Genomic DNA, 17,046 nt, shown 5'->3' on the forward strand with positions numbered 1-17,046 from the left:
AGTCCATGCCCAGCCAACTTGACGCCCTGCGTGATCACACCACCGTTGTCGCCGATACCGGCGATTTCGAAGCCATGAAGGCGTTGCGCCCCACCGACGCGACCACCAACCCGTCCCTGATTCTGAAGGCCGTGCAGCAGGACGCCTACCGCCCGCTGCTGGAAAAGACCGCGCGCGAACACCGCGGCGCCTCGACTGCCGAGCTCATGGATCGCCTGCTGGTCGCCTTCGGCCGCGCGATTCTGGACATCGTGCCGGGCCGTGTCTCCACCGAAGTGGACGCCCGCCTGTCGTTCGACACCCGTGCCACCATCGAGCGCGCGCGCGGCCTGATCGCCCTGTACGAGGCCGCCGGCATCCCGCGCGAGCGTGTGCTGATCAAGATTGCCTCCACCTGGGAAGGCATCCAGGCCGCCCGCGTCCTGCAGTCCGAAGGCATCCGCTGCAACCTGACCCTGCTGTTCTCGCTGCCCCAGGCCGTCGCCTGCGCCGATGCGCACGTGCAGCTCATCTCCCCGTTCGTGGGCCGCATCTACGACTGGCACAAGAAATCGGCCGGGGCGTCGTGGGTCGAAGCGGACAATACCGGCGCGCGCGATCCTGGCGTCCAGTCCGTCACCAATATCTACCGTTACTACAAGCACTTCGGGATTCCCACGGAGATCATGGGCGCGAGCTTTCGCAACGTGGGGCAGATCCTTGCCTTGTCCGGCTGCGACCTGCTGACGATCAGCCCGGACCTGCTGAACAAGCTGGCCTCCACCGAGGGCGACGCCCCGGCGCAGCTTCGCGCCGGCGACGCGCGCGGCGGCATCGAACGCATCGGCGCGGATGAAGTCACGTTCCGCACTCTGCTCAATGAAGACGCGATGGCCAGCGAAAAACTGTCCGAGGGGATCCGCCTGTTTGTGGCCGATGCCATCAAGCTGGACGCCCTGATCGACGCGCAGCGAGGCTGAGCCAGCGTGGCGCGCGGCACCCGTCCGCGCGCCCCTTTCCTACCGGTGATCGTGGGAGTGCACCTGCAGCGCTTCCAGGAACCGCGATACCATGTTGTACGCGGCGACTGTCGCCGTCAGCTCGACCACCAGTTTTTCCGACCCCATGGCCGCCCGGACGGCGTCGAACACCGCTTCGGGAACCTGCACGTGACGCGTCATGGCGTCCGTGTAGGCCAGCACCGCCCGTTCGCGTTCGCTGAACAGACCCGAGGTTTCCCACGCATCCAGCGCATCGAGCTGCGCCTGGGACACGCCTTCCTTCAATGCGATCGGCGCATGCTGGTCGGCCTCGTAGGGCGCACCGTTGATGGCCGCCACCCGCATGATGACGAGCTCGCGCAGATCGCCCGGCAACGTGCTGAGCTGCCGGATCGACGTCAGGTAGTTCAGCCAGCCGTCGGCCACGGCAGGACTGTGCAGCAGCATCTGATACAGATGCAGCACACTGCCTCGCTGCGCGACGATGCGTTCCACCAGGGACCGCGCTTCGGGATGAGTCAAATCAGCGTAGGGCAAACGGGCCATGCGAACTCCGGAAGGTAGGGGGCAGCAAATGCACACATTCTCACAATATCTTTGACATAATGGCACTACATCCGCGCGTCCACGGTAACTCACTCGCATGAATGCGCCTACAGAATCCTACCCTCAACTCACTCTCGCCAATTGCGATAGCGAACCGATACATATTCCGGGCGCCATCCAGCCGCTGGGGGCGCTGCTCGCGTTCGACATCGACGGCACGCTGCGCTACGCCAGCGAAAATGCCGCCCAGTTGCTCGACACGTGTCTCACGCTGGACCAGCCCTGCGCGCCCGAGGCGCTGCCGCCCGGCCTGGCGTACTGCCTGTCCACGTGGATCGGCAACCCTGACCCCATTTTCGATCCGCTGACCATCACGCTGGATCGCGCCACGTATGACGTCATTGGCCATCGCAATACCGATGGACTGACCATCGTCGAACTCGAGCGCCGCGCCGACGGCGTCGGCATTGCCGCGCCCGAGCGCATCTATCGCAGCATCGAGCGCGTGCGCCGGCAGCGGGACATTCCCTCGCTTCTGGACAGCATGGTGCGCGAAGTGCAGCGCGCCACGGGCTTTGACCGGGTCATGGCGTATCGCTTCCATCCCGACGACAGCGGCGAGATCGTGGCCGAACAGCGCCGCGCCGACCTGGACGACTGGGTGGGCCGCCGCTACCCCGCCGGCGACATCCCGGCGCAGGCGCGCCGGCTCTATACGGTAAACACCCTGCGCCTGATCGCCGACGCGACCTACCACCCCGTGCGCGTGCTGAGCGGCCCGTCGCCGGAGCCCCGCGCGCTGGACATGAGCTTTTCGGTCTTGCGCAGCGTGTCGCCCATCCATCTGGAATACATGGCGAACATGGGCGTGCGGGCGTCGATGAGCCTGTCGCTGGTGATCGGCGGCCGCCTGTGGGGCATGATCGCGTGTCACCACCACACGCCGCGGGCCTTGCCGTACCCTGCCCGCCTGGCGTGCGAAGCCATGGCGCAGGTCGTTGCCGCCACCGTGTCTGGCATCGAGGCGAACGAGCGGGCTGAACAATCCCGCCAGAACGCCGCGCTGGTCAGCAAGCTGGTCGAGCGCGTGTCGGCCTCTGAAAACGTGCATCAGGCGCTGTCGCAGGGCGGCGAAACGCCCGCCTCGCTGGTCCCGAATGACGCCGCGCTCTGCCTCTGGAGCAACAGCGTCACCGTGTTTGGCGGCATTGCGCCGCGCGGCGAGCTGGCGGGCATTCTGAACGCGCTGGACCAGAGCGGGCAGCGCGTGGTGCACACCACCAACATCGCACGCGATTTCCCTGAATTGCAGACCGAAATCGTCCCGTACGCGGGGCTGCTTGCCTGCAAGTTCGACCCCATGAACAACGGCTGGCTGATCTGGCTGCGCAAGGAACAGATCGAGACCCTTGTATGGGGCGGCAAGCCGGAAAAGCAGTACGCCGTCGGCAGCCTCGGCCCGCGCCTGACTCCGCGCGGCTCGTTCGAGGCATGGCGCGAGGTCGTCCGCGGGGTCTGTCTGCCCTGGATGCCGTCCGAGCTGGAAGCCGTGGACAATCTGCGCGACGAGCTCTCGCACATTTCGACCAGCCGCGCCGCGGACGTCGACCGTGCTCGCACCGCGCTGCTGGCCATGCTGGGCCACGATCTGCGCGACCCGCTGCAATCGATCTCCATGGCCGCAACGCTCTTGTCGCGCACCGATACCGGGGCGCGCATGGGCGAGCGCATCCGCTATTCCAGCGGCCGGATGCAGCGCCTGATTTCGCAGGTGCTGGACCTGTCGCGCCTGCAGGGCGGGCTGGGATTAGGCATCGAAAAGCGGCTGTGCGACCTGTCGGCATTGGTCAACGGCCTCATCGAGGAAAAGCGCCAGGCCTACCCTGGCCTGCGCATTGAAACCGACGTGCCGGACGGCCTGACGCTCATGGCCGATACCGACCGCATCGCGCAGGTGGTGACCAACCTGATGAGCAACGCGCGCCAGCACGGCGCGCCGCGCCAGCCCATTGTGGTGAACGCGGCGGCTTCCGGCGACGGCGTCACGCTCAGCGTCATCAACCATGGCGAACCGATCGCCGATGACGTGCTTGCGCATCTGTTCTCGCCCTTCAAGCCGGAGTCCGTGGGCCAGTCGCGCAACCGCACCGGCCTCGGCCTTGGCCTGTACATCGCCGAGCAGGTCGTGCGCGATCACGGTGGCGACATCTCGGTCCAATGCCGCGACGGGCTCGTCATCTTCACGGTCTCGTTGCCCCGCGCCTTGCCGGAATCAACCCCCTCTTGAACCTGGGAGACATAACTTGAACGAAGTGCGCGCCATGCGCGTCCTGCTGGTGGACGACAACGAAATGGGATCGGAACTGCTGGCCGAGTTCCTGGCGCTTTCGAACCTGGAGACGCGGTGCGCCGCCACCGGCGCCGAAGCCCTGGAGCTGGTCGGCACGTTTGCGCCGGATGCCGTGCTGCTGGATATCCTGCTGCCCGACATGGACGGCTACGAGCTCGCCAAGCGCCTGCGCGAACGCGCCAATCCGCCGCGCATCTACGCGCTGAGCGGCCTGGCGCGGCACGAACGACGCGATGCCATCAATGGCATCTTCACCGGATGGATCGAAAAGCCGGCGGACCCCGACGCGCTCCTGGCCATTCTGCACGAGGCCAACTGACGGTTCTTCCATGATGCAATCCGACACCCTTGGCCGACTGGCCGTGAAGGGCGTGCAGCTCAAGGTGCTCAGCCAGATCTTTCCGGTGCTGCGCCACGAAGTCCTGGGCCCGCTGTCCAGCGCCTCTCTCGCGGCCGCCATGCTGCGCCAGGCCCCTGAAGGCGCCAGCGACGAAGCCGTGCAACAACGCTGCGAACGCCTCGCCGGCGATCTTTCCGACATGCTGGACGAAAGCGTGAACGTGGTGCGCGACCTGGAAGGATGGCTGAGCGACGGCGGCGCCAACGTGGCGTGCGGCGACCTGCTGCAGGACTGCCGCAAGCTGATGTTTTCGCATCTGCTGTTGTCGCACCACGGCATTCGCTGGCCGGAGCAAGTCGCCCACGCCGACGTGCCGCTGTTCAGCACCCGTTACCTGGTGCTGGCGTGGCTGTTGTGCCTGTTGCCGCTGGTGCCGGCCGACACCCACCTTGAACTGGATGCCTCCGAACCCGGCGTCTGGCGCGCCCGCGTCCCCGACGGCGAAGCGGCCTCCGAACGGCCGCCCGCGTTCGACGCCCAGGAAGTCGAGCTGCTTGCGACGGCGGCGGGCTGGCGGCTGGAACGCCAGGACCGCTGCTGGTCGCTGCATCTGCCCGCTTAACCGATTCCATCGAGACTCGTCTCGTCAAGACCCTTCACTTCAAGAACGCCATGATTTCTCCCGTCCACCAGGTGCTGCGCGAAGGCACCCGCGACCGTCACGAAACGCTGGATCATGGCCTGGCGCTGGCCGACGGCGATGTGGACCGGGGCAACTATCTGGCTTACCTGCGTGCGCTTCTGGGATGGCTGGAACCGTTGGAAGAGCGGCTCTGGCAACTGGAATGGCCGCGGGAACTGCGTGCGCCGGAACGCGCCGGCAAGACCACCTGGCTGTACGAAGACCTGCAGGCGGCCGGCGATACCGCGCCCATCGTGCATTGCGCGCATCCGCCGCAGGTGGCAGCGCCCGACGCCTACGCTTTGGGCGTCGCGTACGTCGTGGAAGGTTCGCAGTTGGGCGGCCGGTTCCTGGCCAAGCGGCTGCAGGCGGCGGCGCCCGAACTGCCCCAGCGGTACCTGCGCGGCTATGAAGAAGAAGTGGGACCGCTGTGGAAGGCGTTCTTGCTGTATCTGGACAGCGAGGCTGGCGCGCGGGACCGCGAGGCGCAAGCGCTGCAAGGCGCCCGTGACGCGTTCGACAGCCTGACCGGCTGGCTGCGCAGCCAGGGTGCGCTGCGGGCCTGAGCCCGGCAGCGCACCGGCAAGGCATCTATAGCTTTTCGGTTTCGCCCGACTTGGGCTGCCACTTCATCAAGCGCTTTTCGCCGACCCCGACGATAGTGTCCAGGATCAGTGCAAAGGCCGTCAGCACGATGATGCCGGCAAACACGGTGTTCACGTCGAACGTGCCCTCGGCTTGCAGAATCAGGTAGCCCACGCCGCTTGCCGACCCGAGGTATTCGCCCACGACCGCGCCCACGAAAGCAAGCCCCACCGACGTATGCAGGCTGGAGAACACCCAGCTTGTGGCCGACGGCAGATATACATGGCGCAGCAACTGGCGCTTGCGCGCGCCCAGCATGCGGGCGTTGTCCAGCAAGGTGGGGCTGACTTCGCGCACGCCCTGGTAGACGTTGAAGAACACGATGAAGAACACCAGCGTCACGGCCAGCGCCACCTTGGACCAGATGCCCAGGCCGAACCACATGCCGAAGATGGGCGCCAGGATGACGCGCGGCATCGAGTTGGCCGCCTTGATGTACGGGTCGAGGATGGCACTGGCGCGCGGCGATAGCCCCAGCCACAGACCAAAGCCCAGACCCGCGATCGTGCCGATGAAAAATGCCAGCACGGTCTCGGTCAGCGTGACGGCCAAGTGGGTGTAGATGTCGGCATTGGTGACGAACCACGCCCAGATCCGCCCCCAGACCTTCAGCGGCTCGCCAAAGAAGAAGGCGACCTTGGGATCGCGCGACGCGAAATGCCAGACGGCCAGGATGATGACCAGAAGCAGCAATTGCCAGATGCGCAGGCTGCCGGAACCGGATTTATTCAGTTTGGGCATGGTTCAGGCTCGCTTCTGTTGGGCATAGCCCTTGAGCACTTCCTCGCGCAGCACACCCCAGATGGCGGCATGCAGCTCGACGAAACGCGGGTCGATGCGCACTTCGGCCACATCGCGAGGACGCGGCAGATCGATGGCAAATTCTCCGATGGGATGGGTGCCCGGACCGGCCGACAGCACGATCACGCGATCGCTCATCGCGATGGCTTCGTCCAGGTCATGGGTGATGAACAGCACCGCCTTGCGCTTGGCCATCCACAGATCCAGGACCTCGTTCTCCATGAGCTGGCGCGTCTGGATGTCCAGCGCGGAGAACGGTTCATCCATGAGGATGATGTCCGGGTCGCGGATCAGCGTCTGCGCCAGCATGGCGCGCTTGCGCATGCCGCCCGACATCTGGTGCGGGTAACGGCCCTCGAAGCCGCCCAGGCCGACGCGGCGCATCCATTCGCGTCCGCGATCCAGCGCTTCGGATCGGGCCACGCCGGCGAACTCCAGGCCGGCGATGACGTTGTCCAGCGCGCTGCGCCAGGGCAAGAGCGCCTCGCCCTGGAACATGTAGCCGGCGCGTTCGTTGATGCCGGCAAGGGGCTGGCCGAATACCTTCACCTGCCCCGACGACGGCGCCAACAAACCGGCGCTGACGTTGAGCAGCGTGGACTTGCCGCAACCGGTCGGGCCCACCACGGACACGAACTCACCTGGCGCAATGGCCAGGGTCGTGTCGCTGACCGCGGTGTAGCGCTGCGACCGGTCGTCACGCGAGACAAAGGTGCAACTTATGTTTTCCAGCGACAGTGCAGCTTCAGCCATTGGCATACTTCTCGTTGGCGCGGCGCGCGAAATCGTTGGTCCATACCTTCGACGGATCGACCTTCGCGCTGTCGAAGTCAGTCTGATAGGCGGCCAGCGCCTTGAGCGCGGTGGCCGCGCCATCTTCCGGAATCATGCCGTCAGGCGACAGGCCTTCCATGCTCTTGCCGAGCGCGGCCTTGTACACGGCCGGATCGCCGAGCAGATAGGTTTCCGGCACGACCTTGGCGATTTCGTCGGGGCCGGCCTTCTGGATCCACTTGTCGGCGCGGACAATTGCATTGGTCAGCGCCTGGACAGTGTTGGGGTTGGCGTCGATGAACGCCTGCGGCGCGTACAGGCAACCGGCCGGCATGTTGCCGCCGAAAATCTCCTGCGTGTCCTTGAGCGTGCGCGTGTCGACGATGATCTGGATCTCGCCGGGCATTTCCAGCATCGAGACCACCGGGTCCGTGTTGGAGATGGCGTCGATCTGGCCGCTGCGAACGGCGGTCACGGCGCCCGCGCCGGCGCCCACGCCGATGAAGGAAACGTCCGAGGCCTTAAGTCCATGCTTGGCCAGGAAGAAGCTGACGACCATGTTGGTGGACGAACCCGGCGCGGTCACGCCGATCTTCTTGCCCTTCAGGTCGGCCGGGCCCTTGTAGCCCGGGATGTTCTTCTTGGACACGCCCACGCCGATCATCGGCGCGCGGCCTTGCAGCACGAAGGCGCGATAGGCCTGGCCCTTGGAATGCATGGACAGCGTGTGCTCGAAGGCGCCCGAGACCACGTCGGCGCTGCCGCCCACCACGGCCTGCAAGGCCTTGGAGCCGCCGGCGAAGTCGGCGATGCTGACGTCCAGCCCTTCGTCCTTGAAGTAGCCGCGCACCTCGGCAATCGTCAGCGGGAGGTAGTAGATCAGCGGCTTGCCGCCGACTGCGATCTGAACCTTGGTCTTTTCGAGTTTCTGCGCGCGCACGATGGCAGGGGCCATGCCCATGACGCCGGCAGCGCCGGCCATCTTGAGCAGTTCACGGCGGGTGACTGTCATTGGTTTGTCTCCTGGTTGTCGGATTTTCCGATAGCGCCGGTCTTCGCCAGCTCGTCGATAGCCGCTGAATCATACCCCAGCGATTTCAGGACTTCCTCGGTATGTTCCCCTAATTTCGGGCCTACCCAGCGCGTCTGGCCGGGCGTTTCCGAGAGCTTGGGAACCACGCCGGGCAGCTTGACGGGGCTGCCGTCGGCGAGGCGATGCTGCTCGATCATGCGGCGCGCAAGGAACTGCGGATCGCTGAACATATCGGCCACGCTGTAGATCTTGCCGACCGGCACGTCGGCGCGCTTGAGCGTCTCAAGTGCCGATTCGATGCCGCGTCCGTCGCACCATTGCTGGATGGCGCCGTCGATCTCCTGGACACGCCGCGCGCGGCCGTCGTTGCGCACCAGGTCCGGATCCTCGGCCAGATCGTCGCGGCCGATGGCCCGCATCAGGCGATGAAAGATCGCGTCGCCATTGCCGGCGATCACGATGTTCTGGCCGTCGCGGGTGGTGTAGGTGTTGGACGGCACGATGCCGGGCAGCGCGCCGCCCGTACGCTCGCGCACCACGCCGGCCACGTCGTATTCGGGAACCAGGCTTTCCATCATGTTGAACACGGCTTCGTACAGGGCCACGTCAACCATCTGGCCCTGCCCTGCCCGGCATTCATCGCCCGTCTTGCCATTCCAGCGGCCGCCGGTGGCGTCGCGATGGCGCAGCGCCATCATCGCGCCGATCACGCCATGCAGCGCAGCGATGGAGTCGCCGATGGAGATGCCCACGCGCAGCGGCGGACGGTCCGGATGGCCGGACACGTAGCGCAGGCCGCCCATTGATTCGCCGATGGCGCCAAAGCCGGGCTGATCCTTCATGGGGCCGGTCTGGCCGTAGCCGGACAGCCGGACCATGATGAGCGCGGGGTTGATGGCTCGTAGCTGTTCGTAGCCCAGCCCCCACTTTTCCAGGACGCCGGGGCGGTAGTTTTCGACCACCACATCGGCGTCCAGCGCCAGCTTGCGGGCGATCTCCTGGGCGCGGGGGTCTTTCAGGTTGAGCGCGATGGATTGCTTGTTGCGGGCCTGCACCGTCCACCACAAGGAATTGCCCTCGTGCAGATGGCGCCAGCTGCGGATGGGATCGCCGCCGCCCGTGCCGTCAGGCCCGTGCGGGGTTTCCACCTTGATGACGTCGGCGCCGAATTCGCCGAAGATGCGCGCGGCGAACGGGCCGGCGATAAGCGTGCCGAGTTCCAGGACTTTGAGTCCGGTCAGCGCTGACATGGTTTGTCTTCCTCACATTGGTTGCCCTGCCGATGCGTTGCCGGCGGGCGTTCTGGTACCGCGAGCGTCAGGTGGTCTTGCGCTCCATCAGGGCCCAGGCGATGGTGCCGGCGTCGACGTATTCGAGTTCGCTGCCGGCGGGCACACCACGCGCCAGGCGCGTGACCCGCAAGCCGCGCTCGCCAAGCGCCTCGCCCAGGAAGTGCGCGGTGGTCTCGCCTTCTGCCGTGAAGTTGGTGGCCAGGATGACCTCCTGCACCACGCCGTCGGTCGCGCGTTTGATCACGCGGTCGAAATCCAGCTCGCGCGGGCCGATGCCTTCCAGCGGCGCGACGCGGCCCATGAGCACGTAGTACAAGCCACGATAGCCGTGACTGGACTCGATCATGTTCTGGTCGGCCGGCGTTTCCACGATGCACAGCAGCGAGGGATCACGCTTGGCGTTGGAGCAGGTCGCGCAGACCTCGTCTTCGGAAAAGCTGTTGCAGCGCGCGCAGTGCTTCAGATCCCGCACCGCGCCGGCAAGCGCCCGCCCCAGCATGTCCGCGCCTTGCGGATCATGCTGCAACAGGTGGTAGGCCATGCGTCTGGCCGATCGCACGCCCACGCCAGGCAGGCGACGCAGCGCTTCGATCAGCGAGACCAGCGGCTCGGGTTCAGGCAGTAAGGGATCCATTGCAGCCTATGGCAGCGGCTATCAGAACGGCAGCTTCATGCCCGGGGGCAGCGGCATGCCGGCGGTCACCGACGCCATCTTCTCCTGGGAGGTGGCTTCGGCCTTGCGCAGCGCGTCGTTGAACGCGGCGGCGACCAGGTCTTCCAGCATGTCCTTGTCGTCGGCCAGCAGCGACGGATCGATCTCGACGCGCTTGACGTCGTGACGGCAGGTCATCGTGACCTTCACCAGACCGCCGCCCGAGGCGCCTTCGACCTGAATGTCGGCCAGCGCGTCCTGCGCCTTCTTCATGTTTTCCTGCATCTGCTGCGCTTGGCGCATCAGGCCGGCGAGTTGTCCTTTCATCATGATGGGAGCTTCCTTGAACGAGGGGAATGAGGTTGGCCGCCGTCAGGCGGCGGCCGATGAATCAACGTGGCGGATCGAGCCAGGCACGACATGGCCTCCGAAATCCGCCAACAGCGCTTGCACAAAGGGATCGTCGGCCACGGCGTTTTCGGCCGCCAGCTGGCGCGCCGCGCTCTCGGCCTGAGCCACGGCATACGCCGTGGCATCGCCGGTGACGCCGACCCGCACGTCCAGCCGGATGCCCTGCCCGAAATGTTCGCACAGGACGGTCTGCAGCCGCACGCGGCTTTCGCTTTCGGCCAGGGTCTTGACGGCCACGCGCAGGATGATGGCGTCGCCCTGCACGCCGGCCCATTCGCTCTGGCGCGCCAGTTCCGAGGCCAGGCCGGTCACCGGCAGCCGTGCGGCCAGTTCGGGCCAGGACGCCGCGTCCATGTCTGCCAGGCGCGGCGCGCGCGACTGGCGCTTGCGCGCGGGCGCGGGGCCATCGCGGCGGGCGGCGGGCGGTGCGGGTGCGGGGGACGGCGACGTGGCCAGCGTTTCAAAATCGTCGTCGGGGTCGGACGTGAAACCGCTGTCAGGCATGAACCCGCCTTCGGCTTCGAAAGGAATTTCTTCATCGACCCATGCCGGGGGACCTTCGGCGTCGGCCACGGCCGGGGCGATCGCCGCCGCGGCGGGCGTCACGGCCAGGGCGGCGGAATTTTGCGCTTTGGCGGAGACCGGGTGTGGTGAAGCGGCGTCGGCGGGTGGAGTGTCCGGGGTTGCGGCGGTTGCTGCGGCAGCCGTTGCTGCGGCAGCCGTTGCTGCGGCAGCCGTTGCTACGCCGTGCGTTGACCCGTTGCCGGGCGCCTGCGCGGCGTCCGCGGGGAGGTCTTCCCAAGGCGGGACACTGTGGGGATCCGCGGATTGCGGGGCAGACGCGGCGGGTGATTGCGCCGGAGCCGCGGCGGCCGGCGGGGCCGGTTGCGCGGGGGCTGCCGCTTCGTATGCCGACGATGTCGAGGGGGTATGGGCGGCGTCGGGCGAGGACGCGGAGCCGTCTGCCGGCGTGGCGGCGGCTGCGCCATCGAATGGCGTGCTGGCGTTGGCTGCCGGGGCGCCGGCAGTGCCGACGTCGGATGTCGCTGCGATGGGCTGACCGGCGGCTGCCGACTGAGCCTCTGGCGACTGCGCGGATGCCGGCACAGCGGCGGTCGATACCGCGATGGTCGATGCCGCGGCGGTCGATACCGCGGCAGTCGGCGCAGCCGCCGTCGACGCAGCGGCCGTTGACGCAGCAGCTGGGGTAGAAGCGCCTGCCTCGGCGCCCGAGGGCGCGGCGATGGCCGCAGCTGCGGCGGGCGCTGCCGTCTGGCGGGCGGGTGCGGCGGGCGCTTCCAGCGCCGTCTGCGGGCCAGCATCGCCATTGAGCGCCAGCATGCGCAGGCAGGCCATGATGAAGCCTGCGTATTCGTCAGGCGCCAACGTCAATTCGCCGCGGCTGTGCACCGCGACGGAATAGAAGAGTTGCACGGCGTCCGGATGGAGCGCCTGCGCCAGACGGGCGATGTCGGCGGCCAGCGGATCTTCGGCGGCGGTGACGCCAGTCACGCGCTGCTCGATCGCGACGCGCGACAGCAGCACGGCCAGGTCGGCCAGCGCGCCGGCATACGACAGCCCGCGGATCGCGAGTTCATCGGCCACGGCCAGCACGCCCTTGGCGTCGCCCGAGGACAAGGCGTCGAGCAGGCGGACGAGATGGCGCTGGTCGATGGTGCCGAGCATGCCGCGCACGGCGTCCTCGGTCAGGTTGCCCGCGCTGTAGGCAATGGCCTGGTCGGTGAGCGACAAGGCGTCGCGCATCGAACCCGACGCGGCCTGCCCGATCAGCCGCAGGGCCGGGATCTCAAAGCCCACGTCTTCCTGGCCAAGCACGGCCTGCAGATGGCCGACGATGGAGTCGGCCGGCATCTGCTTCAGATTGAATTGCAGGCAGCGCGACAAAACCGTCACCGGGATCTTCTGCGGATCGGTGGTGGCCAGGATGAACTTGACGTGCGGCGGCGGCTCTTCCAGCGTCTTGAGCATGGCGTTGAACGCGTGCCCGGTCAGCATGTGGACTTCGTCGATCATGTAGACCTTGAAGCGTCCCGCGCCGGGCGCATAGACCGCCTGCTCCAGGAGCTGCGTCATTTCCTCGACGCCGCGGTTGGACGCGGCGTCCAACTCAAGGTAGTCGACGAAGCGGCCTGCATCGATCTCGGTGCAGGCGCGGCAGACGCCACAAGGCTTGGAGGTGATGCCGGTTTCGCAGTTGAGCGATTTGGCCAGGATGCGCGAGAGCGTGGTCTTGCCAACGCCCCGGGTTCCGGTGAACAGCCAGGCGTGATGCAGGCGTTGCGTGTCGAGCGCATGGGTGAGCGCGCGCACCACGTGATCCTGTCCCACCAGGGTATCGAACGATCGCGGCCGCCACTTGCGGGCCAATACCAGATAAGTCATGGCTGGATTGTAGAGCCTGATTGTTGAACCCGTTGATCGAGCGGGCTGGAATGCAAAGGGGACGGGCTTATTCCCGTGGAGCGAATCCTTGGAAAATAACCCCGTCCCCTGTGAAAGCGATGTAGCAAACGCTACTGCCTTGAAGAATCCGGTTGGCGAGCCTTACTCCGGCACTGACCCTAAACGACTATGGCTGCTTCGTTCCCGACCTGACCAGGTTCACCGTCGAACCATGCGAAGGGGCCCGCCAGCCGAGATTCTAGCAGAGCTGCGCTTCGCGCGCTCGCTCGAATCTCGGCAGGCGGGCCCCGAGGGGCAATATGTGGGCCCCCTCCCCGGCCCTCCCCCCGAGGGGGAGGGGGTGGGGGCTTTGCTTCGCTTGCCCCTTCGGCTCGCTTCGCTTTGCCTTGCTTGGCTGCTTTGCATGGGGCAATTTCTTGGCGCGGGGGCGTTGCTTCGCTTGCCTTGCTCCTATCCGGCACTGCTTAGCGCGCGGGGCGTTGCTTCGCTTGCCCTTTTGGCTCGCTTCGCTTTGCCTTGCTCTCTATGCGGGGCTGCTTTTGACGGAGGCGTTGCTTCGCTCGCCCCTTTTTACTCGCTTCGCATGGTTGCCTCGAATGCCGCAGTTGCTTTTGCTTGGGGCGTTGCTTCGCTCGCCGTTGTGCTCGCCTTGTTGCGCGTTACTCCAGCAGATCTATCCACGCCTTTGCGCGCGGGAAGTACAACGCGGCTCGGGCGCTGCGGCCGTCCAGGGCGGTGACTTGGGTGCAGTAGCGCTGCAATTGTTCGCCGTGGCGTTGGCGCATGCGGATTGCGAAGGCGGCGGGGGATTCTCCGGGGTGGGGACGGCCGGTTTTGTAGTCGACGATCAGCCAGCCGTCTTCGGTGCTGAGCGCCAAGTCGATAACCGAGACTTTTCCTGCTGCGTCGATGAGGGGCCATTCGCGGCGGGCGCCGGACTGGGATAGGAGCCAGAGGCCGCGCTCTTCTGCCAGGGTGGCTTGCAGCGTTTCCAGGACGGCCTCGGCGGCGGCGTCTGCCTGGCTGGCGGGGATGCCGGCTCGGGTGAGTTGGCGGCGCATGGCGGGCAGGCGGGGCGTGAGGGCTTCGGGGGGCCAGGCTTGTATGCCGTCCTGGCCGATGCGGGCCAGCCAGGCGTGGGCCAGGGTGCCGATGGCGGCGTCGTAGCCGGCTTCGAGTTGCCAGGCGGGATGTTCGGCGGCTTCGCCCCAGGCGCCTCGGGTGGCCGTGGCGAAGCCGGCGCTCATGGTGATGCTGGATTGGCGTTGCAGCTGCGCGAGGCCGGCGTTGTCGATGCGTCGCAGGGGTTCGCCTTGCCATTCGGGGGCGTCGGCTTCTTCTTGCACGGTTTCGCCATTCAGCGAAGGTGGAATGGGCGGGGTCAGGCACGGCCACAGGCGGCCCAGCAGGCTGGCTGCGGGCGGGGTCTTGATTTGGCCAGAGGCTTCGTCGATCGATACGTGTCCGACCAGATGCAGACGTTTGCGGGCGCGGGTGGCGGCGACGTAGAGGAGACGGTCTATTTCGTAGGAGGCGCGGCGGGCTTCGCGGGCGCCCAGGTAGCGCGAGACCGGGTCCGCTTCTGTTTCGGCGCGAGGTTTGACCGGGCCGAAGAGGACGCGGCCGCCGCTTTGTTCGAAGCGCACCAGGGGAGCCTGATCGCCGCGCGGCGCGCGGTGCAGACCGTACAGGATCACGGTTTCGAACTGCAGGCCCTTGGACTTGTGCATGGTCATGATCTCGACCGCGCCTTCGTCTTCATCCGCCGCGTCGGGCGCGGCGAAGAGGCGGGAGATGCCGGCGTCCAGGGCGGCCACGTCGATGTTGCCGTGCGGGGCAAGGCGTTCGACCAGTTGGAACAGGCTTTCGGCGTCGTTGGCGACAGAAAGGCCGGCGTAAAGGCCGGGGCCGCCCAGGCGGCGCCACAGCGATTCCACCCACGCGGCGAATGGGATGGCGCCCGATGCGTTGCGTTTGTCCAGGAGGACCGACGCGACTTGGCGCAGGCGCGCGAATTCGTCGGGGCTGAGTATTGCTTGCGCGGACGGGGCTTGCGGTTCTGGGGCGGGTGCGTCAAAGAGCGAGCCTTGCGGGCCGGATGCCTCGGGCGCTGCCGTTGCAATAGGCTGCGGGGCGATGCGCAAGGCGCGTTCCAGCAGCACGGGCACCGGCGTGATGTGGTCGTCGCCAAAGAGCCGCTGCAACGAGGTGAGCGTCAAGCCGCAATAGGGCGCGCGCAGCACGGACAGCCAAGCGAGGCGGTCGGCCGGATGCGACACGGCGCGCACGAGTTGCACCAGGTCGGCCACCACCGGCCGCAGCGCCAGCGGCACCAGGTCGACGGCGCGCGAGCGTATGCCTTCCTGTGCGAGCCGGCGCGTGAGGTTGCCTAAGTGACTGCGGGCGCGCACGAGAATCGCGACGGGGTGCTTGGCGCCCTTGTGATCGATCAGCGCTTGGCGCACCAGTCCCACGGCGATGTCTTCGGCCTGTTCTTCGGGGGGCGGCGCACCCTCGCGCGACCATGCCGGATGAAAGCGCACCGCGGGGTCGGGCAGCGCCGGGTGGAAGGCCGTGGACGGACTGTACGCGATGGCGCCGGCGGCAGCGTCGCTACGCCGGGGCAGCAGGTCGACGAATGACTGGTTCACCCAGTCGACGATGCCTGCCTGCGAACGGAAGTTGTCCGTGAGGTTCAGGAAGTCGGGCTTGACCTCGCCCACGCCGATGTCGGCGACTTCGAGAAACAGGCCGACCTCTGCCTTGCGGAAGCGGTAGATCGACTGCATGGGATCGCCCACGAGGAACAGGCTGCGGCCATCGCCAGACTGCCAGCCTGCCGTGAGGGTACGCAGCAGGTCGAGCTGCGTCTGGCTGGTGTCCTGGAATTCGTCGATGAGCAGATGCCGGATCGAAGCGTCGAGTTTGAGCAGCAGTTCGCCCGGGTCGTCGGCGCTACCCAGCGCGGCCGCGGCCCGCTGGGCGATCTCGATGAAGTCCACCTCGCCTTTTTCGGCAAAGCGCAGCCGCAACTGCGCCACGGCCAGGGCAAGCGTCATGAGCTGCGCGCCCAGCACTTCCCATTGGGCATCGGTGAAATGCGGCGCCGGAATATCGCGCACGGCGTGCAAGCGGCGCACCCAGGCGGCTTGCGCGTCGGCGCCTTCCAGCCAGGCGACGAAGGGTTCCTTGTGCGCGCACTTGGCCGGGAACCCCAGGTTCTTGTTGACGGTCTTGCGCAGGGAGCCGGTGCCGGTCAGCAGCAGGTGCGCAACTGCGCGCCAGGCGTCAAGCAGTTCGGCGTCGGGTTGCAGTGGTTCGGTCCAGTCCAGCAATGCAGCCAGCTTGTTGTCGTCTTCGGTGTCCTGCAGATGGGCGGCGGCCAGGCGCGCCGGGCCGCAAAGCGATTCGGACCAGCCGTAGGGCATGGCGGCGCACAAGGCATCGAGGTCTTCGCCGATGGCCTCGGCCAACATGGCCTCCATGGCCTCGCGGTCGGAGCCGTGGCGCAGCAGCGGCAGCCATTGATCGCGCTGGCCCAGCATGTCGGCGATGGCGTCCTTGGCGGCCTGCACGTCGACGTCCAGGTGGCGCAGCAAAATGCGCACGGCCTCGTAGTCGTCCGCGAGATCGAGCGTGGCGCGCGCGGCGGCTTCGTAGTGCGAGCGCGCATCGTCCGTGATGTCCGGCATGCCGCCCAGCTCCGACAGCCACGGCATGCTGCGCACCAACCCCGCGCAGAACGAGTCGATGGTGCGGATGGCGAGACGCGCGGGATGCTCGAGCAGATGCCAGCCCTGTGCGGCATTGCGCGCCAGCGCCGCGCGGGCGAGGTCCCAGCTGCGGCGTTCGTGCGCGGCCTCGGGAGGCGCATCCAGCCCGCGCCGCAGCTTGCTCAGCACGCGGGCGTGCATCTCGGACGCGGCCTTGCGCGTGAACGTGATGGCGACGATTTCTTCGGGCCGGTTCACCGTGGCCAGCAAGGCCAGGATGCGGTCGGTGAGGAGTTCGGTCTTGCCCGAGCCTGCGGGCGCCTGGACGAGGAAGGACCGCGCGGGGTCGAGCGCCGCCGCGCGAGCGGCGTGGTCATGCGGAAGGCGATCGGGTTCGGCCATG

Annotated in this window: 14 protein-coding genes and 1 other RNA gene; 5 read left to right on the top strand and 10 right to left on the bottom strand. The window is 67.0% G+C overall.

The window, feature by feature from the left end:
* The first annotated feature begins 5 nt into the window (after positions 1-5).
* On the top strand, positions 6-959 hold the full coding sequence (gene tal / locus LN047_RS21485; protein WP_373980129.1) for a transaldolase: 954 nt from the start codon (positions 6-8) through the stop codon (positions 957-959).
* A gap of 39 nt (positions 960-998) precedes the next feature.
* Here the strand turns inward: tal and LN047_RS21490 are convergent, their stop codons facing one another.
* Positions 999-1,526 (bottom strand): carboxymuconolactone decarboxylase family protein, encoded by a 528-nt coding sequence (locus tag LN047_RS21490; protein WP_373980130.1) that lies wholly within the window; start codon positions 1,524-1,526, stop codon positions 999-1,001.
* 97 nt (positions 1,527-1,623) lie between these two features.
* On the opposite strand from LN047_RS21490, the gene LN047_RS21495 reads away from it, so the two are divergent.
* From LN047_RS21495 to LN047_RS21510, 4 genes are read left to right on the top strand one after another with little or no spacing between them, the layout of a single operon-like run.
* A complete protein-coding gene (locus LN047_RS21495) occupies positions 1,624-3,813 on the top strand; it encodes an ATP-binding protein (RefSeq protein WP_373980131.1) in 2,190 nt (729 codons plus the stop codon).
* 25 nt (positions 3,814-3,838) lie between these two features.
* Positions 3,839-4,195, top strand: coding sequence for a response regulator (locus tag LN047_RS21500; RefSeq protein WP_227741394.1), 357 nt, complete (start codon positions 3,839-3,841; stop codon positions 4,193-4,195).
* 10 nt (positions 4,196-4,205) lie between these two features.
* Positions 4,206-4,838 (top strand): hypothetical protein, encoded by a 633-nt coding sequence (locus LN047_RS21505; RefSeq protein WP_373980132.1) that lies wholly within the window; start codon positions 4,206-4,208, stop codon positions 4,836-4,838.
* Between the two features lie 50 nt (positions 4,839-4,888).
* Positions 4,889-5,464, top strand: coding sequence for a biliverdin-producing heme oxygenase (locus tag LN047_RS21510; RefSeq protein WP_373980133.1), 576 nt, complete (start codon positions 4,889-4,891; stop codon positions 5,462-5,464).
* Positions 5,465-5,489: 25 nt separating this feature from the next.
* Here LN047_RS21510 and LN047_RS21515 read toward each other — a convergent pair whose 3' ends face one another.
* The 9 genes from LN047_RS21515 to LN047_RS21555 form a co-directional block, all read right to left on the bottom strand.
* The gene (locus LN047_RS21515) at positions 5,490-6,284 is read right to left on the bottom strand and encodes an ABC transporter permease (RefSeq protein WP_056326801.1); all 795 of its coding nucleotides are present in this window, start codon (positions 6,282-6,284) and stop codon (positions 5,490-5,492) included.
* A gap of 3 nt (positions 6,285-6,287) precedes the next feature.
* Positions 6,288-7,097: an ABC transporter ATP-binding protein gene (locus tag LN047_RS21520; RefSeq protein ID WP_056326799.1), complete on the bottom strand. Its 810-nt coding sequence runs from the start codon at positions 7,095-7,097 to the stop codon at positions 6,288-6,290.
* Entirely contained in the window at positions 7,090-8,130 is a 1,041-nt protein-coding gene (locus LN047_RS21525) for an ABC transporter substrate-binding protein (RefSeq protein WP_056326796.1), read from the bottom strand. Before LN047_RS21525 ends, LN047_RS21520 begins: the two co-directional genes overlap by 8 nt.
* Complete coding sequence (locus LN047_RS21530; RefSeq protein ID WP_223572363.1) at positions 8,127-9,401, bottom strand: CaiB/BaiF CoA-transferase family protein; 1,275 nt, start codon at positions 9,399-9,401, stop codon at positions 8,127-8,129. Before LN047_RS21530 ends, LN047_RS21525 begins: the two co-directional genes overlap by 4 nt.
* A gap of 67 nt (positions 9,402-9,468) precedes the next feature.
* Entirely contained in the window at positions 9,469-10,077 is a 609-nt protein-coding gene (gene recR, locus LN047_RS21535) for a recombination mediator RecR (protein ID WP_056326792.1), read from the bottom strand.
* Between the two features lie 21 nt (positions 10,078-10,098).
* Positions 10,099-10,425 (bottom strand): YbaB/EbfC family nucleoid-associated protein, encoded by a 327-nt coding sequence (locus LN047_RS21540; RefSeq protein WP_056326789.1) that lies wholly within the window; start codon positions 10,423-10,425, stop codon positions 10,099-10,101.
* A gap of 42 nt (positions 10,426-10,467) precedes the next feature.
* Complete coding sequence (gene dnaX, locus LN047_RS21545) at positions 10,468-12,909, bottom strand: DNA polymerase III subunit gamma/tau (protein WP_373980134.1); 2,442 nt, start codon at positions 12,907-12,909, stop codon at positions 10,468-10,470.
* A gap of 151 nt (positions 12,910-13,060) precedes the next feature.
* Positions 13,061-13,158, bottom strand: an RNA gene (gene ffs / locus LN047_RS21550) — signal recognition particle sRNA small type.
* A 431-nt stretch (positions 13,159-13,589) separates the two neighbouring features.
* Positions 13,590-17,045 carry a UvrD-helicase domain-containing protein gene (locus LN047_RS21555; RefSeq protein ID WP_373980135.1) on the bottom strand — a complete coding sequence of 1,152 codons (3,456 nt, stop codon included), beginning with the start codon at positions 17,043-17,045 and terminating at the stop codon, positions 13,590-13,592.
* Between the last annotated feature and the right edge of the window lies 1 nt (position 17,046).

The sequence above is a fragment of the Achromobacter sp. JD417 genome (assembly GCF_041879325.1).
Taxonomy (GTDB): domain Bacteria; phylum Pseudomonadota; class Gammaproteobacteria; order Burkholderiales; family Burkholderiaceae_B; genus Achromobacter; species Achromobacter mucicolens.